At 71.7% G+C, this 25,699-nt stretch carries 26 protein-coding genes; 17 read left to right on the top strand and 9 right to left on the bottom strand.

The window, feature by feature from the left end:
* Positions 1 to 122: 122 nt before the first annotated feature.
* From ACWGI2_RS25210 to ACWGI2_RS25200, 3 genes are read right to left on the bottom strand one after another with little or no spacing between them, the layout of a single operon-like run.
* Positions 123 to 656, bottom strand: coding sequence for a nuclear transport factor 2 family protein (locus tag ACWGI2_RS25210; protein WP_453397066.1), 534 nt, complete (start codon positions 654 to 656; stop codon positions 123 to 125).
* Positions 653 to 1,525 (bottom strand): dihydropteroate synthase, encoded by an 873-nt coding sequence (folP, locus tag ACWGI2_RS25205; protein ID WP_453397067.1) that lies wholly within the window; start codon positions 1,523 to 1,525, stop codon positions 653 to 655. The genes ACWGI2_RS25210 and folP overlap by 4 nt, the downstream gene beginning before the upstream one ends.
* A gap of 30 nt (positions 1,526 to 1,555) precedes the next feature.
* The gene (locus tag ACWGI2_RS25200) at positions 1,556 to 3,415 is read right to left on the bottom strand and encodes a phosphatidylglycerol lysyltransferase domain-containing protein (RefSeq protein ID WP_453697797.1); all 1,860 of its coding nucleotides are present in this window, start codon (positions 3,413 to 3,415) and stop codon (positions 1,556 to 1,558) included.
* A gap of 187 nt (positions 3,416 to 3,602) precedes the next feature.
* On the opposite strand from ACWGI2_RS25200, the gene ACWGI2_RS25195 reads away from it, so the two are divergent.
* The gene (locus tag ACWGI2_RS25195) at positions 3,603 to 4,721 is read left to right on the top strand and encodes an alpha/beta hydrolase (RefSeq protein ID WP_453697795.1); all 1,119 of its coding nucleotides are present in this window, start codon (positions 3,603 to 3,605) and stop codon (positions 4,719 to 4,721) included.
* A gap of 22 nt (positions 4,722 to 4,743) precedes the next feature.
* On the opposite strand, the gene ACWGI2_RS25190 is transcribed toward ACWGI2_RS25195, so the two are convergent.
* Positions 4,744 to 5,901, bottom strand: coding sequence for an ABC transporter ATP-binding protein (locus ACWGI2_RS25190; RefSeq protein ID WP_453397070.1), 1,158 nt, complete (start codon positions 5,899 to 5,901; stop codon positions 4,744 to 4,746).
* Between the two features lie 132 nt (positions 5,902 to 6,033).
* Here ACWGI2_RS25190 and ACWGI2_RS25185 point away from each other — a divergent pair, with 132 nt between their 5' ends.
* The 4 genes from ACWGI2_RS25185 to ACWGI2_RS25170 all read left to right on the top strand — a co-directional run bounded on the left by ACWGI2_RS25185 (position 6,034) and on the right by ACWGI2_RS25170 (position 9,633).
* Positions 6,034 to 6,762 carry an ABC transporter permease gene (locus ACWGI2_RS25185; RefSeq protein WP_453697794.1) on the top strand — a complete coding sequence of 243 codons (729 nt, stop codon included), beginning with the start codon at positions 6,034 to 6,036 and terminating at the stop codon, positions 6,760 to 6,762.
* On the top strand, positions 6,759 to 7,439 hold the full coding sequence (locus ACWGI2_RS25180) for an ABC transporter permease (protein WP_453397072.1): 681 nt from the start codon (positions 6,759 to 6,761) through the stop codon (positions 7,437 to 7,439). The genes ACWGI2_RS25185 and ACWGI2_RS25180 overlap by 4 nt, the downstream gene beginning before the upstream one ends.
* Before the next feature lie 65 nt (positions 7,440 to 7,504).
* Complete coding sequence (locus ACWGI2_RS25175; RefSeq protein ID WP_453697792.1) at positions 7,505 to 8,479, top strand: ABC transporter substrate-binding protein; 975 nt, start codon at positions 7,505 to 7,507, stop codon at positions 8,477 to 8,479.
* A 155-nt stretch (positions 8,480 to 8,634) separates the two neighbouring features.
* Positions 8,635 to 9,633 carry a hypothetical protein gene (locus ACWGI2_RS25170; protein WP_453697790.1) on the top strand — a complete coding sequence of 333 codons (999 nt, stop codon included), beginning with the start codon at positions 8,635 to 8,637 and terminating at the stop codon, positions 9,631 to 9,633.
* A gap of 81 nt (positions 9,634 to 9,714) precedes the next feature.
* Here ACWGI2_RS25170 and ACWGI2_RS25165 read toward each other — a convergent pair whose 3' ends face one another.
* Together ACWGI2_RS25165 and ACWGI2_RS25160 are read right to left on the bottom strand one after the other, a co-directional pair.
* Entirely contained in the window at positions 9,715 to 11,058 is a 1,344-nt protein-coding gene (locus tag ACWGI2_RS25165; RefSeq protein WP_453697789.1) for a PH domain-containing protein, read from the bottom strand.
* A complete protein-coding gene (locus tag ACWGI2_RS25160; RefSeq protein WP_453697788.1) occupies positions 11,055 to 11,573 on the bottom strand; it encodes a PH domain-containing protein in 519 nt (172 codons plus the stop codon). The genes ACWGI2_RS25165 and ACWGI2_RS25160 overlap by 4 nt, the downstream gene beginning before the upstream one ends.
* A 63-nt stretch (positions 11,574 to 11,636) precedes the next feature.
* Between ACWGI2_RS25160 and ACWGI2_RS25155 the strand changes: the two genes are divergently transcribed.
* Positions 11,637 to 12,788, top strand: coding sequence for an NADH-quinone oxidoreductase subunit D (locus tag ACWGI2_RS25155; protein ID WP_453697786.1), 1,152 nt, complete (start codon positions 11,637 to 11,639; stop codon positions 12,786 to 12,788).
* 9 nt (positions 12,789 to 12,797) lie between these two features.
* Here ACWGI2_RS25155 and ACWGI2_RS25150 read toward each other — a convergent pair whose 3' ends face one another.
* Positions 12,798 to 13,769 carry an SAM-dependent methyltransferase gene (locus tag ACWGI2_RS25150; protein ID WP_453698286.1) on the bottom strand — a complete coding sequence of 324 codons (972 nt, stop codon included), beginning with the start codon at positions 13,767 to 13,769 and terminating at the stop codon, positions 12,798 to 12,800.
* Positions 13,770 to 13,931: 162 nt separating this feature from the next.
* Between ACWGI2_RS25150 and ACWGI2_RS25145 the strand changes: the two genes are divergently transcribed.
* Positions 13,932 to 15,134 carry a sensor histidine kinase gene (locus ACWGI2_RS25145; RefSeq protein ID WP_453697785.1) on the top strand — a complete coding sequence of 401 codons (1,203 nt, stop codon included), beginning with the start codon at positions 13,932 to 13,934 and terminating at the stop codon, positions 15,132 to 15,134.
* A gap of 91 nt (positions 15,135 to 15,225) precedes the next feature.
* Positions 15,226 to 15,903 (top strand): response regulator, encoded by a 678-nt coding sequence (locus tag ACWGI2_RS25140; protein WP_453397079.1) that lies wholly within the window; start codon positions 15,226 to 15,228, stop codon positions 15,901 to 15,903.
* A 21-nt stretch (positions 15,904 to 15,924) separates the two neighbouring features.
* Here the strand turns inward: ACWGI2_RS25140 and ACWGI2_RS25135 are convergent, their stop codons facing one another.
* Positions 15,925 to 17,037 carry a DUF5937 family protein gene (locus ACWGI2_RS25135; protein ID WP_453698284.1) on the bottom strand — a complete coding sequence of 371 codons (1,113 nt, stop codon included), beginning with the start codon at positions 17,035 to 17,037 and terminating at the stop codon, positions 15,925 to 15,927.
* Positions 17,038 to 17,292: 255 nt separating this feature from the next.
* Between ACWGI2_RS25135 and ACWGI2_RS25130 the strand changes: the two genes are divergently transcribed.
* On the top strand, positions 17,293 to 17,520 hold the full coding sequence (locus ACWGI2_RS25130; RefSeq protein ID WP_453697784.1) for a hypothetical protein: 228 nt from the start codon (positions 17,293 to 17,295) through the stop codon (positions 17,518 to 17,520).
* On the opposite strand, the gene ACWGI2_RS25125 is transcribed toward ACWGI2_RS25130, so the two are convergent.
* Complete coding sequence (locus tag ACWGI2_RS25125; protein WP_453697782.1) at positions 17,477 to 18,670, bottom strand: threonine aldolase family protein; 1,194 nt, start codon at positions 18,668 to 18,670, stop codon at positions 17,477 to 17,479. The genes ACWGI2_RS25130 and ACWGI2_RS25125 overlap by 44 nt on opposite strands.
* A 147-nt stretch (positions 18,671 to 18,817) precedes the next feature.
* Here ACWGI2_RS25125 and ACWGI2_RS25120 point away from each other — a divergent pair, with 147 nt between their 5' ends.
* The 8 genes from ACWGI2_RS25120 to ACWGI2_RS25085 all read left to right on the top strand — a co-directional run bounded on the left by ACWGI2_RS25120 (position 18,818) and on the right by ACWGI2_RS25085 (position 25,645).
* Positions 18,818 to 19,756 carry a Rossmann-like and DUF2520 domain-containing protein gene (locus ACWGI2_RS25120; protein WP_453697780.1) on the top strand — a complete coding sequence of 313 codons (939 nt, stop codon included), beginning with the start codon at positions 18,818 to 18,820 and terminating at the stop codon, positions 19,754 to 19,756.
* Positions 19,753 to 20,754, top strand: coding sequence for a pantoate--beta-alanine ligase (panC, locus tag ACWGI2_RS25115; RefSeq protein ID WP_453697779.1), 1,002 nt, complete (start codon positions 19,753 to 19,755; stop codon positions 20,752 to 20,754). The genes ACWGI2_RS25120 and panC overlap by 4 nt, the downstream gene beginning before the upstream one ends.
* Complete coding sequence (locus ACWGI2_RS25110; RefSeq protein ID WP_453697777.1) at positions 20,751 to 22,463, top strand: L-aspartate oxidase; 1,713 nt, start codon at positions 20,751 to 20,753, stop codon at positions 22,461 to 22,463. Before panC ends, ACWGI2_RS25110 begins: the two co-directional genes overlap by 4 nt.
* A 2-nt stretch (positions 22,464 to 22,465) precedes the next feature.
* A complete protein-coding gene (gene nadC, locus ACWGI2_RS25105; protein ID WP_453397085.1) occupies positions 22,466 to 23,449 on the top strand; it encodes a carboxylating nicotinate-nucleotide diphosphorylase in 984 nt (327 codons plus the stop codon).
* A gap of 7 nt (positions 23,450 to 23,456) precedes the next feature.
* Positions 23,457 to 24,263 (top strand): type III pantothenate kinase, encoded by an 807-nt coding sequence (locus tag ACWGI2_RS25100; RefSeq protein ID WP_399397203.1) that lies wholly within the window; start codon positions 23,457 to 23,459, stop codon positions 24,261 to 24,263.
* 149 nt (positions 24,264 to 24,412) lie between these two features.
* Entirely contained in the window at positions 24,413 to 24,751 is a 339-nt protein-coding gene (locus tag ACWGI2_RS25095; RefSeq protein ID WP_453697775.1) for a hypothetical protein, read from the top strand.
* Between the two features lie 89 nt (positions 24,752 to 24,840).
* Complete coding sequence (locus tag ACWGI2_RS25090) at positions 24,841 to 25,461, top strand: hypothetical protein (RefSeq protein WP_453397140.1); 621 nt, start codon at positions 24,841 to 24,843, stop codon at positions 25,459 to 25,461.
* Between the two features lie 13 nt (positions 25,462 to 25,474).
* Positions 25,475 to 25,645, top strand: a complete 171-nt coding sequence (locus ACWGI2_RS25085) for a hypothetical protein (RefSeq protein WP_202121271.1) — start codon at positions 25,475 to 25,477, stop codon at positions 25,643 to 25,645.
* The last annotated feature ends 54 nt before the right edge of the window (positions 25,646 to 25,699 follow it).

Genomic DNA, 25,699 nt, shown 5'->3' with positions numbered 1-25,699 from the left:
CTGCAATCGTCGTTATCGGCAGGCCTGCGCCGAGTGCGGTCGGCACACCAGCCTCGATCGAATCTACCTGCGCGCACTGACAGCTCTCGCCCGCGGGGGCTCCCGGAACCGCCCCTACCCACTCAGGAGGGTGAGTCCTCGCCCTCTTCGTCGTCGGTTTCGGCGAGTACGGGTGAGGCGTGGTGCGACCAGAGCTTCCATCCGTCCACTGTGCGGCGGAACACATTGGTGGCGACGACGAGCTGTCCGACGAGCGGGCCGAGCTCGCCGCCGCCCTCGGGGGGCGGGCCGCCGCTGAGGATGTTCTCCGTGCAGGTCACCAGGGCGGTGTCGCCGGCCACCCCGACGTGCACATCGGTCAGGAAGAACTGGATGTACTCGGTGTTCGCCATGATCAGCGCGTACGACCTGAGGACCTCGCCGCGGCCGGTGAGGACCGGCCAGCCGGGGTGGACGCAGGAGATCGCGGCTTCGTCGCCGTCTTCCGCGGCGTCCTCGTCGTCCCGGGCGTCGGGGTCGGGCGGCTCCGCTTCCGGGGCCGCGTCAGCGTCCAGCCAGAGGTCGGAGAGCTCGTCGAAGTCGCCGCGCTCCAGTGCTTCGTAGAAGGCCGTGTTGGCCTGCTCGACCTGTTCGACGTCGGTCCTGGCCCCGGTCACTGAGGACCGCCCGCCGCGCTGGTCACGGCGTGTGCGACACGGACGGCGTCGGCGGTGGCCCGCACCTCGTGCACGCGGACCGCCCACGCGCCCTGGTGGGCGGCGATGGCGGAGACCGCGGCGGTGGCGGCGTCACGCTCGCGGGCGGGCGGCGGAGCGCCCTCGGGGCCCGCGAGGACGCGGCCGAGGAAGCGCTTGCGGGATGCGGCGACCAGGATGGGGTGGCCGAGCTCACGAAGGCGGTCGATGCGGGCCAGGAGTGCCAGATCGTGCTCGGCGTTCTTGGAGAAGCCGAGGCCCGGGTCGATGACGATGCGCTCGGGGGCGATGCCGCCCTCGATGGCGGCCTGCACGCGCGCGTGGAGCTCGTCGACGACTTCGGAGACCACGTCCTCGTAGACGGGAGTGGCGTGGATGTCGGCGAGGAAGCCGCGCCAGTGCATCACCACGAAGGGCGCCCCGGCGGCGGCGACCGCGGGGACCATGCGCGCGTCGGCGAGGCCGCCGCTGACGTCGTTCACCAGCACGGCGCCCGCGGCGAGCGCCTGCTCGGCGACGGTGGCGCGCATGGTGTCCACGGAGACCGTCACGCCCTCGGCCGCGAGGCCCCGCACGACGGGGACCACGCGCCGCAGCTCCTCGTCCTCGTCCACGCGCGTGGCGCCGGGACGGGTCGACTCGCCGCCCACGTCGACCAGGTCGGCGCCCTGGGCGACCAGGTCGATGCCGTGCTTGACGGCGGCCGTGGTGTCGAACCAGCGGCCTCCGTCGGAGAAGGAGTCGGGGGTGACGTTCACGACCCCCATGACCGCACAGCGGCCCCACTCCGGCAGCCCCTCGACCGATCCCCGCCCGCGCAACGTACTCATGCCTCCAGCCTAGGCCCGAGCGGGCGGGCTCTATGCCGCCCGGACCTCGCGCTCCGCCGTGTGGTGCGGGCAGGGGCGGCGCTGTGCGCTCCCCCGGCGCAGGAAGCGGGGCATCGCGAGGGTCACGAAGCCCTCGGCCTGCATGGCCGCGAAGCCGATGCGGGGGAGGTCCTTGGAGGAGCGGTAGACGACGAAGCGGGGCTCCCAGCGGGGGCGGAACTTCGCGTTGAACTTGTACAGGGACTCGATCTGGAACCAGCGGGAGAGGAAGACGAGCAGGCCCCTCCAGGCACGCAGGACGGGCCCCGCGCCGATCTTCTCGCCGCGTGCGAGGGCCGCGCGGAACATGGCGAAGTTGAGGGACACGCGCGCGATGCCGAGCTTCGGGGCGGCCTGGAGGGCGGCCACGATGAGCAGCTCGTTCATGCCGGGGTCGGCCGAGCGGTCGCGGCGCATGAGGTCCAGGGAGGCGCCGTCCTTGCCCCAGGGGACGAAGTGGAGGACGGCTTTGAGGTCTCCGTAGGGGCCCGGTTCGTCGTCGGCCTTGTGGGCGGTGGCGATCAGACAGTCGCCGTCGTCCGGGTCGCCGATGCGGCCGAGCGCCATCGAGAAGCCGCGTTCGGTGTCGGTGCCGCGCCAGTCGTCGGCGGCGCGCTGTATCCGCTCCAGTTCGCGCTCCCCGAGGTCACGCACGCGCCGTACGCGCGTCTCGTATCCATTGCGCTCGATCCGCTTGACCATCTGGCGTACGTTGCGCATCGCACGCCCGGACAGGGAGAAATCCACGACGTCCACCACCGCCTCGTCGCCCAGTTCGAGGGCGTCGAGGCCGGTCTCGCGGGTCCAGACCTCGCCGCCGGTCTCGGAGCAGCCCATGACGGCGGGCGTCCAGGAGTGGGCCTTCGCCTCGTCCATGAAGCGTTCGATGGCGCCGGGCCAGGCCTCCACGTCACCGATCGGGTCGCCGCTCGCGAGCATCACCCCGGAGACGACGCGGTAGGTGACGGCGGCCTTCCCGCTGGGGGAGAAGACGGCGCCCTTGTCGCGGCGGAGCGCGAAGTGGCCCAGCGAGTCGCGGGCGCCGTGCTTGTCGAGCAGGGCGCGCAGCTTGGCCTCGTCGTCCTCGGTGAGGCGCGCGGCGGGGTGCTCGGGGCGGAAGGCCAGGTAGATGGTGGTGAGGGCGGTGAGCATGCCGAGGGCGCCGAGCGAGTAGGCCACCGTCCAGGAGGTGGTCCCGTAGTAGTCGACCGGGCCCTCGAAGCCGAACAGGCCGTACAGGACGTGGGCGAGGCGTTCCGTGATGCTCGGGTCCCCGATGACCTTGCCCGGGTGGGCACTGACGATCACCAGGCCGAGGATGATGGAACCGGCCCCGAGGAGCACGAAGTTGGCGAGCGCCCGCCAGCGGCTGCGCGGGTCGGGCAGCGCGGCGAACTCACCCCGATGGCGCAGCAGCAGCGTCAGGAGGGCGAGCGAGATCAGTACGCCGATGACCGAGTGCCGGTAGGCGAACTGCGCCACGGCACCGGCCGGGAGCAGCACCACGGCGGCCCGCCAGGCACGCCGCTTGTGGCGGCGCAGGCCGTGCGCGAGCAGCAGCAGGAGGACACCGGAGCTGAGCGCGAGCGCGGCGGCGAAGGGGCCGAGCGCGCCGGGCAGGACCTCGGCGATCGCGTGCATCCGGCTGTGCCTGAAGCGCGGGAAGACGCCGGCCGCTACGTTCAGCAGGCCCACGAGGGCGCAGGCGCGGGCGACGAGGGTCGGTACGGCTTCGGGGCGTGGGCCGCGGAGCAGCCGACCGAGTCTGCCGTGGATGCCGGCACGGAGCCCGTCGGTACGGCGCCGTCCCTCGGGGCGGCTGCCCTCACCGTCCGGAACCGCACTCGACATTTCCGCATCTATCCTGACAGACATCGCATCCCGTGGTTCTGCGAGAGACCTTGATTCCGGCACCAAAACGGCATCCGGCGACATTGCGCCCTCTAGGACGGTCCTTCTGGGAGTCGGGTTCACTCCCGAACGGAAAACCGCTGGAAAAGAACGACGGAACAGGCAGAAAGCGCAGGCAGAACGTCCCATGGGTCTGACGAGCAACAAGGTCCTCGCGTTGGCGGTTCTCCTCGCCGTCGTGCTGTTCATCGGCACGGTGTGGTTCTGGCCGCGTCTGGCGCGCCAGTCCTGGCGGACCGTCACCGGCCGCATCGGGCTCCTCATCGCCACCCAGTTGGCGATCTTCTCCTCGGTCGGCCTCGCGGCCAACCAGGCGTTCGGCTTCTACGCCACGTGGGCGGACCTCTTCGGCCAGGAGACGAGCCCCGGTGTCGTCGTCGACCACGACCCCGCCAAGGGCGGGACACCGGTCGACGTGCGCGGCACCCGGCCCGTGAACGTGCCCGGCGGTGACAGGCCCTCGACCGGCGGCCAGATCCAGAAGGTCGTCGTCAGCGGGAAGGAAGCGGACCTAGCGAGTCCCGCGTACGTCTACCTGCCGCCCGAGTACTTCCAGCCGCGGTACAAGAAGCGCACGTTCCCCGTGTCCGTGGTGCTCACCGGCTACCCCGGCACGGCCGAGGCGCTGATCAAGGGCCTGCACTACCCGCAGACCGCCCACGGCCTTGCCAGGCGGGACAAGATGCAGCCGATGATCCTGGTCATGATGCGGCCCACCGTGGCGCCGCCGCGGGACACCGAGTGCGTGGACATCCCCGGGGGCCCGCAGGCCGAGACGTTCTTCGCCAAGGACCTGCCCGGTGCCATCTCCGCGCACTACAGGACGGGCCGTACGGCGGGCAGCTGGGGCGTCATCGGCGACTCCACGGGCGGCTACTGCGCCCTGAAGCTCGCCATGCACCACCCCGATGTGTACGCCGCGGGGGCGGGCCTCTCCGCGTACTACAAGGCGCCCATCGACGTGACGACGGGCGATCTCTTCCACGGCGACAAGGAGTTGGAGGAGCGTGCCGACCTCATGTGGTACCTCGACCACATGCCGGCGCCCAAGACGTCCCTCCTTGTCACCACCAGCAAACAAGGAGAGGACAACTACGCGGACACCGAGAAGTTCATCGGCAAGGTGAAGTCGCCCACCAGGGTCTCGTCGATCACGCTCGACAGCGGCGGGCACAACTTCAACACGTGGCGCAGGGAGATCCCCGCGGCCCTGGAGTGGATCAGCGGGCGTCTGAACGGCAAGTAGCCGCCCCGCGCGGGTAGGCCCTTCAGCTTCCGCCGATGGCCGTGATGGTCTCCAACTCGACCTCCCCGCGCGCGATGTCGCGCGCGTCCGCCGCCGTCGACCTGCGCAGCGCCTCGTGCAGCCGGGCCGGGGTGAGGACGCCGAGGAAGCGGCCCTCGCTGTCCTTGTCGATGACCGCGATCCAGCCCGCGTCGTGCTGGAGCATCGTCGCGAACGCCTGCTTCAGGGTGGCGCCCACCGGCAGCCACGCCTCCATGCGGCGCGCGTGGTCCCGGACCGTCCCCTTGCCGCCGTGCGCGTGCTCGGCGGAGATCCAGCCGTGCAGGTTGTTCTCGCCGTCCAGGACCACGGCCCAGCGGGCGTCGAGCTTCGCGGGCAGCGGGTCGTCCAGGTGCAGGACGGGCGGCTGCTCCAGGTCGCCCTCCTCGATGGGCGTCACGGAGAGGCGCTTGAGGCCGCGGTCCGCGCCGACGAAGTCCGCGACGTAGTCATTGGCCGGTGCGCCGAGGATCGTCGACGGGGTGTCGAACTGCTCGATGCGGCCCTCTCCGTAGACGGCCATCCGGTCGCCGAGGCGGACCGCCTCCTCGATGTCGTGCGTGACGAAGAGGACGGTCTTGCGGACGGCCTGCTGGAGGCGGAGGAACTCGTTCTGCAGGTGCTCGCGCACCACGGGGTCGACGGCGCCGAACGGCTCGTCCATCAGGAGCACGGGCGGATCGGCCGCGAGCGCGCGGGCCACGCCCACCCGCTGGCGCTGGCCCCCGGAGAGCTGCTCGGGGTAGCGGTCGCCGAAGGTGGCGGGGTCGAGGCCGACCAGGTCGAGGAGTTCGGCGGCACGCTCACGGGCCTTGCCGCGCTTCACGCCGAGCAGATGCGGGACGGTCGCGGTGTTCTCGAGGACCGTCTTGTGCGGGAACAGGCCGACCTGCTGGATGACATAGCCGATACGGCGCCGGAGTTGGACCGGGTCGATGGCGGATATGTCATCACCTTCGACGTATATCCGGCCCTCGGTCGGCTCGATGAGGCGGTTGACCATCTTCATCGTCGTCGTCTTGCCGCAGCCCGACGGGCCGACGAGCGTGACCAGTTCACCCTCGGCGACCTCGAAGGACAGGTCGTCGACGGCCGTGGTGCCGTCCTCGTACCGCTTGGTGACGTGCTCGAACCGGATCATGATTCCCCATTGTTGCGGGCGTTGTGTAAAGCCCATGTTGCGCCAGTACGACGAGTCTCGGCGATTGTCGGTGCTGCGCGTTAGGGTCGCCAGACGGCCTCAGGAAACGGGATACGGGGGGAGTGGGGCGGGATGAGCGAACAGAACTGTCTGGTGACGAACGACTGGATCTGCGGGGAGTACGTCCGCTCCCGCAGCCAGGAGTTGATCGACGCCACCGTGCAGCACATCGGCATCACCGCGGCCTCGGTCGCCATCGGCGTCGCCGTCTCGCTGCCGCTCGCGCTGCTCGCCCGGCGCTGGCGCTTCCTCGCGGGGCCGATCCTCGGCGTGACGACCGTGCTCTACACCGTGCCGTCGCTCGCGATGTTCTCGCTCTTGCTGCCCTTCTTCGGGCTCTCGGCCTCGCTGGTCGTCACGGGCCTCGTGCTGTACTCCCTGACGATCCTGGTGCGGAACATCCTGGCGGGGCTCCAGGCCGTGCCGGAGGAGGCACGGGACGCGGCCAAGGGGATGGGGTACGGGCCGCTGCGGCTGCTGTGGGAGGTCGAACTGCCGCTCGCGCTTCCCGCGTTGCTCGCGGGCGTCCGCATCACCACGGTCTCGACGGTGGCCCTGACGACGGTAGGGGCGATCGTCGACTACGGAGGCCTCGGATCGCTGATCCTCGACGGCCTCGACACGACCTTCAAAGCACAGGTGCTCACCGCTTCCGCGCTCTGCGTGGTGCTCGCCGTGGTCGCCGACCTGCTCCTCCTCGCGCTACAGCGGTGGCTGACGCCGTGGACACGCGTCCACCGAATACGTACGAAGCGTGCCGCCCCCGCGGAGCGCACGGCCAAGGTGGCTGAACCTGCATGAACGCGATAACCGGCGCGTACGACTGGCTGACCACGGGTGCCAACTGGCAGGGCGAGAAGGGGGTGTGGCACCGCCTCGCCGAGCACCTCTACTTCAGCGGTGTGTGCCTCGCCGTCGCGTGCCTGATCGCGCTGCCCATCGCCCTGTACCTCGGCCACATCGGCAAGGGGGGCGCCCTCGCGGTGAACATCTCGAACATCGGGCGTGCGGTGCCGACGCTCGCGGTGCTCGTGCTGCTCACGCTCACCCCGCTCGGCGAGCACGGGGACGTACCGACGCTGATCGCGCTCGTGCTTTTCGCGGTGCCGCCGCTGCTTACCAACGCGTACATCGGGATGCGCGAGGTCGACCGGGCGGTGGTGGAGGCCGCCCGGGGGATGGGCATGAGCGGGCGCCAGCTGTTCGCGCGGGTCGAGCTGCCCCTCGCGTACCCGCTGATCATGACCGGTGTGCGGTCCGCGGGCGTGCAGGTCGTCGCCACGGCGACGCTGGCCGCGATGGCGGGCGAGGGGGGCCTCGGCCGGATCATCACCGCCGGGTTCAACCTGCAGAACACGCCTCAGGTGGTGGCGGGCGCGCTCCTCGTGGCGCTGCTCGCGCTCTTCGTGGAGGTGGTGCTCGTCGTGGTGGGGAAGGTGTTCAGTCCCATGCGAGGGCGGTCGGGGGTCGCGCAGTGATCTCCGGGCGGCAGTTTCCAGTGTTCCCCGGTGTTTCCCGGGTCTTTCGAAATGGTGGTTCACCGATGAACAGCACAACGCGTCGCGCGCGACGGATGGCAGGGGCGGCCGTGGCCGTCGTGGCGCTGACCGCGGGGCTCACCGCGTGCGGCGGGGACAGCCTGGAGGAGGACGGCAAGGGCGGAGGGGACAAGGCGGGCGGCAAGGGCAAGCTCGTCGTCGGCTCGGCCCGTTTCACCGAGCAGAAGGTGCTCGCCGAGCTCTATGTGGGCGTGCTCGAGGACGCCGGATACGACGCCGAGGTGAAGACCGTCCAGAACCGCGAGGTGTACGAACCTGAGCTGAAGAAGGGCTCGATCGATGTCGCTCCCGAATACGCGGCGACGCTCGCGGAGTTCCTCAACCTCGGCAAGAACGGCCCGAAGGCGAAGCCGGTCGCCTCGAATGACGTGGACGACACGGTGACCGCGCTGAAGAAGCTCGCCGAACCGCGCGGCCTGAAGGTGCTTCCCGTCGGTGAGGCGGTCGACCAGAACGCGTTCGCGGTGAGCAAGGAATACGCGAAGGAGCACAAGCTCAAGACGCTTTCGGATCTCGGTAAGTCCGGCGAGAAGGTCAAGATCGCCGCGAGTGACGAATGCGAGTCGCGGCCGTTCTGCGCTCCGGGACTCAAGAAGACGTACGGCATCGATGTCGCGGGAATCGACCCCAAGGGCGTCGGCACCACGCAGTCCAAGCAGGCCGTGAAGAACGGCACGGACCAGGTGGTGCTGACCACGACCACCGACGCGACGCTCGACAGCTTCGGTCTCGTGGCCCTTGAGGACGACAAGAAGCTGCAGAACGCGGACAACATCCTTCCGGTTGTGAACGCGAAGGAAGCGGGCGACAAGGAGATAGCCGACGCCCTCGGGAAGCTGACCAAGACCCTGACGACGGAAGACCTCGCGGAACTCGACCGGAAGGTCGATGTGGAGCGGCAGAAGGAAGCCGATGTCGCCAGGGAGTATCTGGAGTCGAAGGGATTGATCAAGAAGTAGCGCGGTAGAAGGAGGAGACATCCTCGAAGTGGCTCGGCCGAAAGTGGAGTTGAGTGACCGAAGAGGACCGTGAAGGGTGGGGAGTTAGCGCTGTGGCACTGTCATTTTGGCGGGCGGGGCACCATAGTTCGCCTACGCGCGGTAAGTTTCTGGCCATGCCACGTGGACGTCACCGCCATTCCCCACCCCTGCACAGGCTGCTGCCCCCCTCGACGGTCGCAGGTCTCTCCCTTGTCTGCGCCGGCGGCGCCTGGCTGTTCGCGGAACCCGTCGTGCTCCGCGGCCTGGCCGCTGCCGCGGCCGCGGCAGCCGTCGTGGGCTCGGTCGTCATGCGCCGCTGGGACCTGGCGGCCGGTAAACAGGTCGCTGAGCTGGGCCGCGCCCGCAAGAGCGACGAGTGGCGTTACGAGGAACGCATAGCCGAGTGCGAGTCCGACCTCGACGAGTCCCGGGAGATCCGGGGCCGCCTGGAAACCAAGCTGCGGTCCAAGCGGGCCGAGCTTGCAGCCTTGCGGAACGAACACGCGGCGCTGCTGCGGCGGTACGCGACGGCGGAGACCGAGCGGGCGAGCGCGCTTGAGGGACGGCGGCTGCTCGCCATCGAGGCGTCCACTCCGGCGCGAGCGCTGCCGCCGGCCCCCGTGCCCGCCGAGCAGGCGGCCCGTGCCGAGGCACCGGCTCCCGTCGTGCGCCCGGGGTCGATCGCGCCTCCGTCGCTGTACGACAGGGCGAACATGGCGCTCGACCGGCTGACCCCGAAGCCTTCCCCCGAGGGCGGCGCTGCCCGGCAGCGCGCGGACGGGGACGAAGCGCGGGGGAAGTCCGGGGCGGCCGAGGGGTACGGCGGGCATGAGCGCGCGGTCGCCGTCGCGCCGCCCGCTCAGAGGCGACGCCAGGCCGCCCAGGGAGGCTTCGACTTCTTCGGTACGAAGAGCGAGGCGACCGCGGGGGCGCTGGAATCCGTACAGAACGTGGACCTCGCGGACGTGGTGGGCGAGGAGGCACTCGCCGTGCACAAGGCGGAGTCCGAGGCGGAGTTCAAGCAGGCCCCCGAGGGTTCGGACCATGCCGCCGGTCAGGTCATCGACCTCACGGAGCACGACGAGACCGAGCAGATCGACGTGGGGGAACTGCGGACGGCGCTTCGGGCGTAGGCGGGCCCCTGGGCCTTCGTTGCCGTCATCACCGGCTCCGCCGAGTTCGTCCTCAAACGCCGGACGGGCTGTACCAGCCCGTCACACCATCCACCGGTCAGGCCGCGCAGTCCTCCGCCCCGTACGGGACCTCTCCGCCTGCGCGGACAGCAGCGTGACCGCCTCGTCGGCGGGACGGAGCCGCGCCGTCACCGTCTTGTTCGCCCCCGTGTCGACCTGCACGTCCGCCACCCCCTTGAACCGCTCCCAGGGCCCCTGCGTCATCCGCACGCTCTGCACCTTCGCGTGCGGGACGAGGGACAGGCGGCGGCGCAACAGCCCGTGTCGCGCCGCGAACACCGTGTCCGTCACCGTCAGGCCGTACCCCTTCCACCACACCGGAAGGCACCACGCCGCCCGCGCGGGAGGCCGGACGAGCTCGGCCGCGGCCGGCACCCGGACGCCCGGCAGGATCCGCGCGATCACGGCCTCCGCGACCTCCCGCGGCGCGACCGGGACCAGGACGCCGTTGGACGAGCCCGCCACGTCCAGCTCCACCCGCACCCAGCCGTACCGCCGCCACAGCCACGGCTCCACGACGCGCACCGTCTGCACCCGCCCCGGAGGCACCGTCTCGTGCGCCTTGTCGAGCAGCCCGTGGTCGATGCGCAGGCCGTCGGGGGACTCGCCCACCCGCCAGTCGTACTCCCCGATGAACCGCCCCACACTGCTGGCGAACGCGGCGCCCAGCATGGGAAGTCCGGTCGCGAGCACTGTCCACAGGTTGTGGGTGGCGAACCACAGGAAGGGCGGCACGATGAGCGTGGCGACGAGCATGGCCCACGTCGTGCCGGTCAGCAGCAGGGAGATCGCGAGCATGCGCGGCTGTACGTGCACCAGGTTGTTGACCGGCGCCTCGCCGACCTCGCCGGCTGTCTCGGGTGCGAAACCGGCCGCACGCGCGAGGAGTTCGGCCCGCAGGACTGAGGCCTCCTCCTGGCCCAGATAGGCCAGTTCGTCCTTCTTCTCCGTCCCGACGACGTCCAGCTTGAGCTTGGCGACGCCGACGATCCGGGCCGCGAGCGGCTGCGTCACGTCCACCGCCTGGAGCCGGTCGAGCCGGATGTGCGCGGTGCGCCGGAAGACCAGTCCTGTGCGGATGCGCAGTTCGGTGTCGGTGACGGCGAAGTGCGTGAACCACCAGCTCATGAAGCCGTAGAGGGCGCCGCCCAGGAGAATGGCGGCGATCGCGGCGAGCAGCACGGTCACGGGCAGCTGGGAGACCCGCCGCTGCGTGCCGTTCGGGTCATGCACCGCGAAGCCCACGAGGACCGCGACCGGCGCCCAGGCCCTGCGCAGGGGCGTGACGGGGTGCAGACGCCGCTCTCGTACGCTCTCGGTGACCGGGGCGGGTTCTTCCCCCGCCACCTCCCGTACGCCGCTCACAGCCCCGCCGAGCGGGCCTCGCCCAGCTCGGTGAGCCGGTCGCGCAGGCGCTCGGCCTCCTCGGGGATGAGGCCGGGGATCCGGGCGTCCGTGGCGGCCGCCGCCGTGTGCAGCTGCACGCTCGCCAGGCCGAAGTGCCGCTCCACGGGCCCCGACGTCACCTCGACGAGCTGCATCCGGCCGTACGGGACGATGGTCTCCTCGCGCCAGAGCACGCCCCGGCTGATCAGCAGGTCGTCGGCCCGCTCCGCGTACCGCCAGGAGCGCCAGTTGCGCCCCAGCATCGGCCAGCCCCACGCCACGAAGGCGAGCGGGACGGCCGCGAAAGCCGCCCACGCGGGCCCTGCGAAGATCCACAGGAGCACCCCGACCGCCGCCGCGAGCGGCACGAGCCAGACCACGAGCAGCAGTCGCCGCATCCGCAGCAGCCCCCGTGGCAGCCCGGTCCACACCGGCTCCGCGCCTGACTCTCCCGGCCGCGCCGGCCGTGCCGGTCCCGCCGTCCCCGTTTCCATGCGTCAAGCGTACGTAGCCGACGTGACAGTCGCGTATGAGCGCGCGTACGAGAGAATGCGCGCATGAGCCCCACGACGGAGACCACGCTCGGCATCGGCGGCGCCGCGGAGAGCACCGACATGGTGCTCAACATCGGCCCCCAGCACCCGTCCACGCACGGCGTGCTGCGGCTGCGCCTCGTCCTCGACGGCGAGCGGATCCAGCAGGCGGAGCCGGTCATCGGCTATATGCACCGTGGCGCGGAGAAGCTCTTCGAGGCGCGTGACTACCGGCAGATCGTGGTGCTCGCCAACCGGCACGACTGGCTGTCCGCGTTCTCGAACGAGCTCGGGGTCGTCCTTGCCGTGGAGCGGATGCTCGGCATGGAGGTGCCCGAGCGCGCCGTCTGGATGCGCACGCTCCTCGCCGAGCTGAACCGCGTCCTCAACCACCTGATGTTCCTCGGCTCGTACCCCCTCGAACTAGGCGGAATCACCCCGGTGTTCCACGCGTTCCGGGAGCGCGAGGAGCTCCAGAACGTGATGGAGGAGATCTCCGGCGGCCGCATGCACTACATGTTCAACCGCGTCGGCGGCCTCAAGGAGGACCTGCCCGCCGGATGGGCTTCACGCGCGCGTGCCGCTGTCTCGTCGGTCCGCTCCCGCATGGACGTGTACGACAAGCTGGTGCTCGGCAACGAGATCTTCCGGGGGCGTACGCGCGGCGTCGGCGTGCTCTCCCCGGAGGCGGTGCACGCCTACGGAGTGAGCGGTCCCATCGCCCGCGCCTCCGGAGTCGACTTCGACCTGCGCCGCGACGAGCCGTACCTCGCGTACGGGGAGCTCCAGGACACCCTGAAGGTCGTCACGCGTCAGGAAGGCGACTGCCTGGCCCGCTTCGAGTGCCTCCTGGAGCAGACCCACAACGCGCTCGACCTCGCCGACGCCTGCCTGGAGCGGCTCGCCGAGCTGCCGCAGGGGCCGGTCAACCAGCGCCTCCCGAAGGTGCTCAAGGCCCCCGAGGGCCACACGTACGCGTGGACCGAGAACCCCCTGGGCATCAACGGCTACTACCTGGTCTCCAAGGGCGAGAAGACCCCCTACCGCCTGAAGCTCCGCTCGGCGTCGTTCAACAACATCCAGGCCCTCACCGAACTGCTGCCGGGGCAGCTGGTCGCCGACATGGTGGCGATCCTGGGGTCGCTGTTCTTCGTGGTCGGCGACATCGACAAGTAGCGGGCCGGTTCAGCCCCGCAGCGGGTCCGGAACTCCAACCCGCAACAGGTCCGGAATTTCGACCGGCTGGGTCAGCCACCCGAAGTCGCCGAGCCCGCCATCAGCGGTCAGTTCGGCCGCCTCTCCCGCGCGCGTGAGGGCCCGTACGTACGCCGCCGGATCGCTGGAGGCCAGGGAGAGCGGCGGGCGGCCACCGCTCACGCCCAGGGCGTGCAGGGCCGCGCGCTGGGTGAGCAGGGAGGCTCCGGGCAGCGCGCACGCGTCGAGTGCCACGTGGGCCGTGATGTCACACGTGCCGTCCGGCACGGGCGCCGTCTCGCGGCCCTCCCGGAAGCCGGTCAGTGTGCCGAAGGGGGGCCGTCCGGCGCGGTCGTGCGCGTAGTCCACCGCGACCGCGAGGCCGCGCGTCAGCGAAGCCGTGGCCGCCGCCCACGCCTCGTCCCTGGGGCGCCCGATCTCCGCGCGCAGGCCGGGCTCCGGGGCGAGCGGCCACCAGTGCGCGAGCCAGGAGGCGTCCGCGCCCTCCACGGTGTCGCCGAGGGATTCGGTGCCGTCGTCGCGTACGAGGACATGCCGCACCAGGCCGTCGGGGTCTACCTCGACGACGTCCAGGGGGACGTTGTCCAGCCACTCGTTGGCGAAGAGCAGGCCGGTGACACCGGCGGGCGGCAGGTCGCGCCACTCGACGCGCGGGTCGAGCCCCGCAGGGCGCTCGGCCCGCTCGACCGCGTAGGCACGCGCGCGTGCCGCCACGTCGGCGGGCAGCGCGGCGAGGACGCCCGCGGTCAACTCGCCTCGCCCTGCGCCGAGATCGACGAAGGCCAACTCGTCCGGGTGGTCGAGAGCCTCGTCCACGCGGCACAGCAGCCGGGCCACCGCGCCCGCGAAGAGGGGCGACGCGTGCACCGACGTACGGAAGTGTCCCGCGGGTCCTTCGGGGCGCAGATAGAAGCCGTCAGGCCCGTACAGAGCGGCCTCCATGGCCTCCCGCCAGCCGCGCCGCACGTCCTGCCGCTCACCTCGGACCTCGTTCGTCACGCGAGAAGGCTATGCGGGCCTCCACCTTGGGGAGTACATGCGAGCGGTACGGATCGGACCTCCGGTTGACCCCGCAGGGCCGTCACGCTGCCTACGCTGGGTTACGTGCAGCGCGTCTATGACTTCCTCCGCAGACACCCGACCGGGGTCGATGGCTTCTGGGCCCTCGCCCTGCTCGCGATGTCCGGCATCGGTCTGGTCTCCATGGCCGATGGGGAAGGCCGTGACCCGAAGGTCGCGGCCGCCGTCGTCGTCCTCGGCATGTCCGTCGTGGTGGCGCTGCGCCGCAAGTACACCGAGAAGATGCTGATCCTCGCCGCGGTGCTCGGCGTCATCCAGTTGATCTTCGACGTCAGGACGATGCCGGCCGACTTCGCGATGCTGGTGATCATCTACACCGCGTCGGCCGACGGCACGAAGTGGGCCTCGCGGTTCGCCCTCATAGGCGGGCTGTGCGCGGCTCCGCTGTCGTCGTTGCGCTGGCCGGAGGAGAACATAGGCGTCTTCGGCAGCGTCTTCTTCACGATCTTCCAGATGGTGCCCTTCGCCCTCGCCTGGGTGCTCGGCGACTCCATCCGCACCCGCCGCGCCTACTTCGCGCAGCTGGAGGAGCGCGCCGACCGCCTGGAGAAGGAGCGGGCGGCGCAGTCCAAGGTCGCGGTGGCGGCCGAGCGGGCCAGGATCGCGCGCGAGCTGCACGACGTCGTCGCGCACAACGTCTCGGTGATGGTCGTCCAGGCCGACGGCGCCGCGTACGTCCTCGACACGGCCCCCGAGCAGGCCAAGCAGGCCCTGGAGACCATCTCCGGCACCGGGCGGCAGGCGCTCGCCGAGATGCGCAGGCTGCTCGGCGTGCTGCGCACGGGCGAGCACCAGGAGAGCGGTGAGTACGTCCCGCAGCCCGACGTCGAGCAGCTCGACGAGCTCATCGAGCAGGTGCGCACGGCCGGCCTCCCGGTCGACTTCAAGGTCGAGGGAACCCCGCGCCCGCTGCCAAGCGGCGTCGAGCTCACGGCGTACCGCATCGTGCAGGAGGCGCTCACCAACACCCGCAAGCACGGCGGCGAGAACACCGGCGCGAGCGTGCGCCTCGTCTACTTCGACGACGGCTTGGGGCTGCTCGTCGAGGACGACGGCAAGGGCGCGCCGCACGAGCTCTACGAGGACGGCGGCGCCGACGGCAGCGGGCACGGCCTGATCGGCATGCGCGAGCGCGTCGGCATGGTCGGCGGCACGCTGGACGCGGGACCGCGGCCGGGCGGCGGATTCCGCATCAGTGCGCTTCTCCCGCTCAAGCCCGCAAATTGACACCTGTCACCGACTCGTCCACGCCATACGCTCATGAACACATCTGTTCGCTCGTAGATCGCTTGCGAGCACATCCACGAAGGGGCCTTTGATGTCGATCCGCGTCATGCTCGTCGACGACCAGGCGCTGTTGCGCACGGGGTTCCGGATGGTGCTCGCCGCACAGCCGGACATGGAGGTCGTCGCGGAGGCGGGCGACGGGGTCGAGGCGCTTCAGGCGCTGCGGACGACCGAGGTCGACGTGGTGCTCATGGACGTACGCATGCCGAAACTGGACGGCGTGGAGACGACCCGGCGCATCTGCCAGGACGAGAACCCGCCGAAGGTGCTGATCCTGACGACCTTCGACCTCGACGAGTACGCCTTCTCGGGGCTGAAGGCGGGTGCCTCGGGCTTCATGCTGAAGGACGTGCCCCCGGGCGAGCTGCTGGCCGCGATCCGCTCCGTGCACAGCGGTGACGCGGTGGTCGCGCCGTCCACGACGCGGCGCCTCCTCGACCGCTTCGCGCCGATGCTGCCGAACGCGGGCGGGCAGCCGCAGCACAAGGAGCTCGAACGGCTCACCGAGCGCGAGCGCGAGGTCATGATCCTGGTCGCCCAGGGGCTCTCGAACGGGGAGATCGCGGCGCGGCTCGTCCTGTCGGAGGCCACGGTGAAGACCCACGTGGGCCGCATCCTGACCAAGCTCGGGCTTCGGGACCGCGTGCAGGTGGTGGTCCTCGCGTACGAGACGGGCCTGGTGCGGGCGGGCGGCGGCGGGGCCGCCTGACGGCTGCCCCGGGCCAGGAGGTCAGCGCAGGACGCCCTCCAGGAAGTCGCTGCCCAGGCGGGCCACCACGGTGACGTCCAGCTGGTGCATCACGTACCGGCCGCGGCGCCTCGTGGTGACCAGGCCCGCCTTCTTCAGCACCGTGAGGTGACGGGAGACCTCCGGCGCGGTCAGGCCGTTCGCGTGGGCCAGCTCGCCCGTGGTGAACGGCGCGCGGGCTATGTCGCGGCACAGGCGCAGGCGTACGGGGTGGGCCAGGGCGGTGAGCCGGAGCTCCAGGGTCTCCACGGAGGTGGGGCTCGTCAGCTCCGGGGACGCCACAGGGTAGTGGATCACCGGGCGCCAGCCGGGCGCGTGCAGGACCATCAGGTGCGGCCAGGCGAAGTGCGACGGCACGAACGTGAGTCCCGCGCCGACCGTGTGGTCGAGAGCTGTCGTGGTGCCCAGCGGCAGCTTGTCGACGGTGATGCGGTGGCCGTCCTCGTCCAGTGAGAGGGCCGTCGACACCGAGGACAGCACCTCGGACAGGCCCTTGTGGCGCAGGAGTTCGGTCTTGTGCCGGGCGTCGGCGGCCAGTTGGACGCGCACCCGCCGCCAGGTGTCGGCGAAGAAGGCCTCGTCGCAGTCCTCCAGGAGGCGCCGCAGCCAGGCCCGGACGGTGTGCGGGTCGGTCAGGAGGCGCTCGGCGAAGTCCAGTTGCTTGGTGCCGCGCGTGGCCGCGAGCTCCAGGGAGCGGGTGCGCCGGGCGGTGTCCGTGAGCGGGGACGGGCCGCCTTCGTTGTATGTCGTGCCGCAGGTGAACTCCAGGGCGGCCGCGACGAATCGCTCGTCGTCCAGGCGGTCCATGAGGTCCAGCTCGTCGGCGAGCGTCACCCCCGGTCTGCCGTCCGCGCCGAGGAGTCCGGCGAACGGCATGAAGACGTCCGAGAACGTGTTCCGCCACAGGAAGTCGGCCTCGTGCAGCCGGTCGGCGAGGTCCGGCTTGAGGCAGGCGGTGGTGGCGGTGGCCCAGCCGTGCAGTCCCGGATGGTGTCCGGTCTCGGCCAGGGCGTGCAGGGCGACGCCCAGCTCCGCCAGGGGCGAAGGCTCGAAGAGGATCCGCTCCTGCGGCAGGCCCGCGATGTCGATGTGCACGCTCATGGCCCCATCGTGCACCGCGCCACCGACAACCGGGCGGCCGATTGACGACCGGCGTCAATCGACGCGACGGAGACGTGACGGCGCGGGCAGTCTGTGATGACCGGGCCGCACTCGGCCCGTGCCGGCCGGACCCCGCGGCAGCGTCGCCGCCGGGCCGGGACCCACCACGACCACTCCTGCGCCGACCCTGGCTCCCGTCGACCCAGAGGCGCCCGAAAAGTACTCTTTGTCTAGAGAGGCGAACCCGTCATGAGCATCACCCAGCAGTACCTCCTCGACAGCTACCGCGCCGCCCAGCACGACGAGCGCACCCCGCCCGCCCCTGGTCAGCACGACTGGCAGGTCATCCGCGAGGTGCGCGACTACGGCCGCTTCCGTGCCGTCGTCGAGGAACGCCCCGCCCACGGACGTGTCCGTGCCGCCGTCGCCCGGCTCATCCGGGGATCCGCCGTACGAACTCCGCGACCGCATCATTGACGTCGTCGGGCGTCCACTCCAGGCCCGCCTCGGTCACGGTGACCTCCGTGACCGAGAGGCCGGGCGGCCCGTCCGGGAACCAGCGGCCGAACAGCTGGGTCTTGGTCTCCTCGGCCTGCTCCAGCGCCGCCTCGGTCAGGACTTCGGCGTCGTACGGCAGCCAGACCTGGAACTGGTGGGTGTGCGGCCGCTCCGGGTGCACACGCGACCACGGCACCCCGGCGGCCGCGAACCCTTCGCGCAGCGCGTCGGCGACCACGCGCGCGTGGGCGACGTAATCCGGCAGCCGCGGGAGCGTGTTCTTCAGGCCGAGAAGGGCGGCTACGGCGGCCGGGAACTGCTGGAAGACCTGGCCGCCGTAGCGGTGCCGCCACGTCCTCGCCTCGTCGACGAGGGTGCGCGGGCCCGCGAGCACCGCGCCGCTCAGGCCGTCCAGGGACTTGTAGAACGACACGTACACCGTGTCCGCGAGGCCGGCGATCTCCGCGAGGGGACGGCCGAAGTGCGGTGTGCACTCCCACAGGCGCGCGCCGTCGAAGTGCACGACCGCGTCCCGTTCGCGGGCCGCCTCCACGACCTCTTCGAGCTCCTCCCAGGACGGCAGCACGAAACCGGCGTCCCGGAGCGGCAGTTCGAGCATCAGCGTCCCGAAGGGCTCTTCGAAGTCCCGTACCTCTTCGGCCGTGGGCAGCCGGGGCTCCCTCGTCGGGTGCACCGTGCGCAGCCCGCTCACCGCGGAGAGCGCGCCCCCTTCGTGGACCTCGGGGTGGGCGTCCGGATGCAGGGCCACGGTCGCGTTGCCCGTGCGGCCCGCCCAGCAGCGCAGGGCCACCTGCTGGGCCATCGTGCCGGTCGGGAAGAAGGCGGCCGTCTCCTTGCCGAGCAGCCGCGCGACCTCGTCCTCCAGGCGGGCGACGGCTCCGTTGCCGTAGATGTCGGCGGGCTCGTCCGGGTCCACGACCTCCGAGGCCGCGTCCGCGAGTGCCGAGAGCCGTGCGGTGATCGGGAGATGCCCGGACCAGCGGTGCAGGATGCGGCCTGCGCCGAGGGCGGCGGTCCGGCGGCGGACGGCGAGCAGGTCCTGCTCGCCCACCTGCTCGCTCGCTTCTTCGCCCACCTGTGCTCCGTCTGCTCCGTCGTGTGAAGTCATCCCCCGAGCATGGCGTGCGGTCGGCCGCCGGTCATACGAATACCCACAGCCTGTGGACAGCCCAGGACGCGGCGCGGACCAATCGCGTTAGCATGACGAGAAATCGTCCGGTACCCCGAGCGGACTGGAACGGGAAGGCGTCATCGCGTGAACGCACCTCATCAGCCAGACCCGCGGGACCGCCCCGCGAGGCTCACGGTGGGCGTCGTGGGAGCGGGCCGTGTCGGCCCCGCGCTCGCCGCGGCACTCCAGCTCGCCGGGCACCGCCCCGTCGCCGCGTCGGGGGTCTCCGACGCGTCCGTACGGCGCGCGGCGGTCCTGCTGCCCGACGTCCCCCTCGTCCCGCCGGCCCAGGTCCTTGAGCGCGCCGACCTGGTCCTCCTGACCGTGCCGGACGACGCCCTGCCGGGCCTCGTCGAGGGCCTCGTCGAGACCGAGGCGGTCCGCCCCGGCCAGCTCCTGGTGCACACCTCCGGGCGGTACGGCACCAAGGTGCTGGAGCCCGCTCTGCGCGCCGGAGCCCTGCCGCTCGCCCTGCACCCCGCCATGACGTTCACCGGCACCCCCGTCGACGTGCAGCGCCTCGCCGGCTGCTCCTTCGGCGTGACCGCTCCCGAAGAGCTGCGCCTCGCCGCGGAAGCGCTGGTCATCGAGATGGGCGGCGAGCCCGAGTGGATCGCCGAGGAGTCACGCCCGCTCTACCACGCGGCGCTCGCGCTCGGCGCGAACCACCTGGTCACACTGGTCGCCGAGTCCATGGAGCTGCTCCGGGACGCGGGCGTGGCCGCCCCCGACCGGATGCTCGGCCCGCTGCTCGGCGCCGCCCTGGACAACGCCCTGCGCTCCGGCGACGCCGCCCTCACCGGACCCGTCGCGCGCGGGGACGCGGGCACCGTCGCCGCACACGTGGCCGAGCTGCGCAAGCACGCCCCGCAGACCGTCGCCGGATATCTGGCGATGGCCCGCGCGACCGCCGACCGCGCGCTCGCCCACGGACTGCTCAAGCCCGAGCTCGCCGAGGACCTCCTGGGGGTCCTGGCCAATGGCGGGAGCGCGGCCGGCGACGCCGAGGGAGGAGCCCGATGACCAGCCTCGTGCACACCGCCGAACCCCTGCGCACGCGCGCGCGTGGCGGACGCCGGGTCGTCGTCATGACCATGGGCGCCCTGCACGAGGGGCACGCCACCCTGATCCGCACCGCACGCCGTATCGCGGGCGACGAGGGCGAAGTCGTGGTCACGGTCTTCGTGAACCCCCTCCAGTTCGGCGCGGGCGAGGACCTCGACCGCTATCCCCGCACCCTGGACGCCGACGTCAAGATCGCCGAACAGGAGGGCGCGGACTTCGTGTTCGCCCCGTCCGTCGACGAGGTCTATCCGGGCGGCGAACCGCAGGTCCGGATCAGCGCGGGCCCCATGGGCACGCTCCTCGAAGGGGCCACGCGCCCCGGTCACTTCGACGGCATGCTCACGGTCGTCGCCAAGCTGCTGCACCTCACCCGGCCCGACGTGGCGCTGTACGGCCAGAAGGACGCCCAGCAGCTCGCCCTCATCCGCCGCATGGTGCGGGACCTGAACTTCGGCGTCGAGATCGTCGGCGTACCGACCGTGCGCGAGGAGGACGGCCTCGCCCTCTCCAGCCGCAACCGCTTTCTCTCCCCGGCCGAGCGGCGCACCGCACTCGCGCTCTCCCAGGCCCTCTTCGCGGGCCGCGACCGGCACGCCGCACAGGAGGCCCTCCACGCGCGGGCGGCGCTCGCCCCCGTCACGCACGCGCGCGCCGACGCCCTGAACGCCCTGGGGGAGTCCCGCGCCGCCGCCGACACCCACGCGGTCGCCCAGTCCGTCACGCCGACCGTGCCCGGCGGCCCCGCGGCCGTCCGCGCCGCCGCCCGGCAGGTCCTGGACGAGGCGGCACGCCTCCAACCCCCGCTGAAGCTGGACTACCTGGCGCTGGTCGACCCGGCCGACTTCACGGACGTACAGCCCGGCCACACCGGTGAGGCGGTCCTCGCCGTGGCGGCCAAGGTCGGCGCGACCCGGCTGATCGACAACATCCCGCTCACGTTCGGAGCCACCGCATGAGTGCCACCGGAATACGGCTGCACGCCCCCGCGCCCGGCTGGTCCCTGGAAGCCGACATCGTCGTCGTCGGCTCCGGAGTGGCCGGACTGACCACGGCGCTGCGCTGCTCGGCGGCGGGCTTGAAGACCGTCGTGGTCACCAAGGCCCGCCTGGACGACGGCTCCACGCGCTGGGCCCAGGGCGGCATCGCCGCGGCACTCGGCGAGGGCGACACCCCCGAGCAGCACTTGGACGACACCCTCGTAGCGGGCGCGGGCCTGTGCGACGAGGAAGCCGTGCGCACCCTGGTCACCGAGGGCCCCGATGCCGTACGCCGCCTCATCGAGACCGGCGCCCACTTCGACACGGGCCCCGAAGGCGCCATCGAGCTGACCCGCGAGGGCGGCCACCACCGCCGCCGCATCGCCCACGCGGGCGGCGACGCGACCGGCGCCGAGATCTCCCGCGCCCTGGTCGAGGCGGTGCGCGCGCAGTCCATCCCGACCGTGGAGAACGCCCTCGTACTGGACCTCCTCACCGACGCCGACGGCCGCACCGCCGGTGTCTCCCTGCACGTCATGGGCGAGGGTCAGCACGACGGCGTGGGCGCGGTGCACGCCCCCGCGGTCGTCCTCGCCACCGGCGGCATGGGCCAGGTCTTCTCGGCGACCACGAACCCGTCCGTGTCGACCGGCGACGGCGTCGCGCTCGCCCTGCGCGCGGGCGCCGAGGTGAGCGACCTGGAGTTCGTGCAGTTCCACCCCACCGTGCTCTTCCTGGGCGCCGACGCGGAGGGCCAGCAGCCGCTGGTCTCCGAGGCGGTGCGCGGCGAGGGAGCCCACCTCGTGGACGCGGACGGCGTGCGCTTCATGGCCGGGCAGCACGAGCTCGCCGAGCTCGCGCCCCGCGACATCGTCGCCAAGGGCATCATGCGGCGCATGCAGGAAAAGGGCGCCGAGCACATGTACTTGGACGCCCGGCACTTCGGCGCCGAGATGTGGGAGAACCGCTTCCCGACGATCCTCGCCGCCTGCCGCGCCCACGGCATCGACCCGGTGACCGAGCCCATCCCCGTCGCCCCGGCCGCGCACTACGCCTCGGGCGGCGTCCGCACCGACGCGCACGGCCGCACCACGGTCCCGGGCCTGTACGCGTGCGGCGAGGTCGCCTGCACCGGCGTGCACGGAGCGAACCGCCTCGCCTCCAACTCCCTTCTGGAGGGCCTGGTCTACGCCGAGCGCATCGCCGCGGACATCGCCTCGCCGCATACGGGCAAGACACTCCACGCGCGCGTGCCCGCACCCGTCTCCCACCCCGACACCCCCGCGCACCCCCTCCTGCCCCCCGAGGCCCGCTTCGCCATCCAGCGCGTGATGACCGACGGCGCCGGAGTGCTCAGGTCGGCCGACTCCCTCTCCGAGGCCGCGGCCCGGCTCGCCCGCATCCACGCCGAGGCCGCGGGCGCCCTCGCCGAGGACGGCAAGACCGCCGAGCCGGGCGTCGACACCTGGGAGACCACCAACCTCCTGTGCGTCGCCCGCGTCCTGGTGGCCGCCGCCCAGCGCCGCGAGGAGACCCGCGGCTGCCACTGGCGCGAGGACCGCCCCGACCGTGACGACGAGACCTGGCGGCGCCACATCGTCGTACGCCTCAACGCGGACCGGACCCTGGCCGTGCACACGACCGACACCGCAGACTTCCCTCCGACGACGAGCCTTCAGGAGAAGTGACCGTGACCACCCCCGACGACCTCCCTCTCGCCCCCACGGGCGGCGGCTGCGGCGATGCCTGCGGCTGCGGCGCAGACGACGCGTACGACCCCCTGGAGTGCGGTCTCGACCCCGCCCTCGCGCAGCTCCTGACCGAGGCGGGGCTCGACCCCGTGCAGGTCGAGGACATCGCGCACATGGCGATCGAGGAGGACCTGGACGGCGGCGTGGACGTCACCTCGGTCGCCACGATCCCCGAAGAGGCCGTGGCCACCGGCGACTTCACCGCACGCGAGGCCGGCACCGTCGCGGGCCTGCGCATCGCCGAAGCCGTCATCTCTCTCGTCTGCACGGACACCTTCGAGGTCGAGCGGCACGTCGAGGACGGCGAGCAGGTGGAGGCGGGCGACAGGCTGCTCAGCGTCACCACCCGCACCCGCGACCTGCTCACCGCCGAGCGCAGCGCGCTGAACCTCCTGTGCCGCCTCTCCGGCGTGGCGACGGCCACGCGCGCGTGGGCGGACGCACTGGAGGGCACGAACGCCAAGGTCCGCGACACCCGCAAGACGACGGCCGGGCTCCGCGCCCTGGAGAAGTACGCGGTGCGCATGGGCGGCGGCGTGAACCACCGCATGTCGCTCTCCGACGCGGCCCTGGTGAAGGACAACCACGTGGTGGCCGCCGGAGGCGTGGAGCAGGCCTTCAAGGCCGTGCGCGAGGCCTTCCCCGACCTTGCCGTCGAGGTCGAGGTCGACACCCTCCACCAGCTGCGCGAGGTCGTGGACGCGGGCGCCGACCTGATCCTCCTGGACAACTTCACGCCGGGCGAGACCGAGGAAGCCGTGGCCATCGTGCACGGCCGCGCGATCCTGGAGTCCTCAGGACGCCTCACCCTGGAGAACGCCCGTGCGTACGCGCAGACGGGCGTGGACTTCCTCGCGGTGGGCTCCCTCACCCACTCCTCGCCGATCCTGGACATCGGCCTCGACCTGCGCGCGGCGGAGTGACGACGACATGCTGCTGACCATCGACGTCGGAAACACCCACACCGTCCTCGGCCTCTTCGACGGCGAGGAGATCGTCGAGCACTGGCGCATCTCCACCGAGGCCCGCCGTACCGCCGACGAACTCGCCGTGCTCCTCAACGGCTTGATGGGCATGCACCCCCTGCTGGGCGACGAGCTGGGCGACGGCATCGACGGAATCGCCATCTGCTCGACGGTCCCCTCCGTCCTGCACGAGCTGCGCGAGGTCACCAGGCGGTACTACGGAGACGTGCCCGCCGTCCTTGTGGAGCCCGGCATCAAGACCGGCGTGCCGATCCTCATGGACAACCCCAAGGAGGTCGGCGCCGACCGCATCATCAACGCGGTCGCGGCGGTCGAGCTCTACGGAGGCCCCGCCATCGTCGTCGACTTCGGTACGGCGACGACGTTCGACGCGGTCTCCGCGCGCGGCGAGTACACCGGAGGCGTCATCGCCCCCGGCATCGAGATCTCCGTGGAGGCCCTCGGCGTACGGGGCGCCCAGCTCCGCAAGATCGAGCTGGCCCGGCCGCGCAGCGTCATCGGCAAGAACACCGTGGAGGCCATGCAGTCCGGCATCCTGTACGGCTTCGCGGGCCAGGTCGACGGCGTCGTACAGCGCATGGCCCGCGAGCTCGCGGGCCAGGGCGGCGACCCCGACGACGTGACGGTCATCGCGACCGGCGGCCTCGCGCCCATGGTGCTCGGCGAGGCCACGGTCATCGACGAGCACGAGCCGTGGCTGACCCTCATCGGCCTGCGCCTGGTCTACGAGCGGAATGTCTCCCGGAGTTGAGCGCCCCGACCGCCACGGCCGCCCCGACCGCCCAGGCCGTCGGCTCATAACTGGCGGCTCATAAGCGGGGCTTGCGCACACAACCCTGCGCCCCATACAAGAGTCTGCGCAGGGACGGGACTTGAGAAGTTCGAGCGGGCGTGGAGCAAATGGGGCGTAGGAGAAGACTGGCCGCGGCAGTGGCGGCCGGGGTATTGGCCGGCCTCGCCGGTCCTGCCGCGACGGCGAGCGCGGCCACGGGACCCGGCGGCGGCCATGCCGTGCACGCGGTGAGCCTCCCGGCCGCGACGGCCTCCCCGTACACCACCTCGACCACGTCCCCCACCTCGACCACGTCCCCCATCTCACCGGACAGGGAAGAGCGCGACCCCGACGACTCCCTGGCCGACACCGGCGCGGGCGTGCTCCCCTGGATCGCCGCCGCGGCGGCCGGTGCCCTCGGAGTCGGCGCGGTCGTCTTCGCGATGATCCGACGCCGCTCGGAGTGAAGCCACGCCACATATTGGCGTTAAGCGGATTTTGTCCAGTTTGCACGTATCGTCAGTCCATGCCCACGCCATACGGATCTCGCGGCGGCATGGCCTTCGGTGCGGAGGAACTGCGTGTGCTCCGCCGCGCTCTGGCCCTCGCCCTGCATCCCAGCCCCGTCTCCGACGAGGACGTCCAGGACTGCCTTCGCCTAGCCGGCGCCGTCGACGAGGCGGTGAGCGAGGGCGCCAGGCTCCGCGCCTTCCTGCTGGCCGACCTCGCCCGCTACCGGGCGGCCCTGCCCGGCACCGCAGCCGGCTACCTCGCGCTCCTGGAGGACGTCCTCGGCTCCGGCTATCAGCCGGGCGCCGACGATCTCGCCGCGCTGCGCGCCCTGCGCGGCAACCCGGTCGCCGCCGCCCTCCTCGACCGCTGCCGGACCGTCGCCGAACAGGCCGTACGCGCTCGCCTCGCGGGCCGCTCCCATACGGACCGTGCGGCCGTCCCGGCGCCCCGCCCCCTCGTCCCCGCGTCCCGCACACGCCTGCTCGCCCTCCCCGGCGGCCGGAGCGGCGCGGGCGACCGGGCGGCGCCGAAACCCAAGACGCCGAACTCCCCTCCGGCGAAACCGGCCACTCCGGAGCCGCCACGCCCCGTGCCGACCCCGGCCGAGGTCTTCCCTCCCAAGCGCCGCCCGACGGACCCGCCGCACCAGCTCGCCGCGGGCTAGCTACTCTGGGGGCATGGAATACGTCTCCGCGCTCCTGCCCCCCGTAGTGATGGCCGTGTTCTTCGGCGGTCTCATCGTGACGATCGTGAAGACCCAGGGCGGCGCCAACAAGGCCAAGGAGGACGCGGCCGTCGACGCCGTGATCTCCCGCGCCGAAGGCGCCCGGCAGACCCCCAAGGCCTGACACCCGGCCTGACAGACGCCCGGCCTGACACCCCACCCAGGACCGACCGGCGTA

It is taken from the genome of Streptomyces sp. NPDC054866, from assembly GCF_053610745.1.
The sequence above is the reverse complement of the archived record's forward strand: the minus strand, read 5'-3'. Positions and strand labels throughout refer to the sequence as shown.

Coding starts and splice junctions, on each gene's coding strand:
- ACWGI2_RS25170 (WP_453697790.1), top strand. CDS start 8,635: ATGCCACGTGGACGTCACCGCCATTCCCCACCCCTGCACAGGCTGCTG.
- ACWGI2_RS25190 (WP_453397070.1), bottom strand. CDS start 5,901: ATGATCCGGTTCGAGCACGTCACCAAGCGGTACGAGGACGGCACCACG.
- ACWGI2_RS25125 (WP_453697782.1), bottom strand. CDS start 18,670: ATGACTTCACACGACGGAGCAGACGGAGCACAGGTGGGCGAAGAAGCG.
- ACWGI2_RS25090 (WP_453397140.1), top strand. CDS start 24,841: ATGGCCTTCGGTGCGGAGGAACTGCGTGTGCTCCGCCGCGCTCTGGCC.
- ACWGI2_RS25130 (WP_453697784.1), top strand. CDS start 17,293: ATGAGCATCACCCAGCAGTACCTCCTCGACAGCTACCGCGCCGCCCAG.
- ACWGI2_RS25200 (WP_453697797.1), bottom strand. CDS start 3,415: ATGTCGAGTGCGGTTCCGGACGGTGAGGGCAGCCGCCCCGAGGGACGG.
- ACWGI2_RS25175 (WP_453697792.1), top strand. CDS start 7,505: ATGAACAGCACAACGCGTCGCGCGCGACGGATGGCAGGGGCGGCCGTG.
- ACWGI2_RS25110 (WP_453697777.1), top strand. CDS start 20,751: ATGAGTGCCACCGGAATACGGCTGCACGCCCCCGCGCCCGGCTGGTCC.
- ACWGI2_RS25185 (WP_453697794.1), top strand. CDS start 6,034: ATGAGCGAACAGAACTGTCTGGTGACGAACGACTGGATCTGCGGGGAG.
- ACWGI2_RS25095 (WP_453697775.1), top strand. CDS start 24,413: ATGGGGCGTAGGAGAAGACTGGCCGCGGCAGTGGCGGCCGGGGTATTG.
- folP (WP_453397067.1), bottom strand. CDS start 1,525: ATGAGTACGTTGCGCGGGCGGGGATCGGTCGAGGGGCTGCCGGAGTGG.
- ACWGI2_RS25195 (WP_453697795.1), top strand. CDS start 3,603: ATGGGTCTGACGAGCAACAAGGTCCTCGCGTTGGCGGTTCTCCTCGCC.
- panC (WP_453697779.1), top strand. CDS start 19,753: ATGACCAGCCTCGTGCACACCGCCGAACCCCTGCGCACGCGCGCGCGT.
- ACWGI2_RS25100 (WP_399397203.1), top strand. CDS start 23,457: ATGCTGCTGACCATCGACGTCGGAAACACCCACACCGTCCTCGGCCTC.
- ACWGI2_RS25140 (WP_453397079.1), top strand. CDS start 15,226: ATGTCGATCCGCGTCATGCTCGTCGACGACCAGGCGCTGTTGCGCACG.
- ACWGI2_RS25180 (WP_453397072.1), top strand. CDS start 6,759: ATGAACGCGATAACCGGCGCGTACGACTGGCTGACCACGGGTGCCAAC.
- ACWGI2_RS25150 (WP_453698286.1), bottom strand. CDS start 13,769: ATGGAGGCCGCTCTGTACGGGCCTGACGGCTTCTATCTGCGCCCCGAA.
- ACWGI2_RS25160 (WP_453697788.1), bottom strand. CDS start 11,573: ATGGAAACGGGGACGGCGGGACCGGCACGGCCGGCGCGGCCGGGAGAG.
- ACWGI2_RS25155 (WP_453697786.1), top strand. CDS start 11,637: ATGAGCCCCACGACGGAGACCACGCTCGGCATCGGCGGCGCCGCGGAG.
- ACWGI2_RS25085 (WP_202121271.1), top strand. CDS start 25,475: ATGGAATACGTCTCCGCGCTCCTGCCCCCCGTAGTGATGGCCGTGTTC.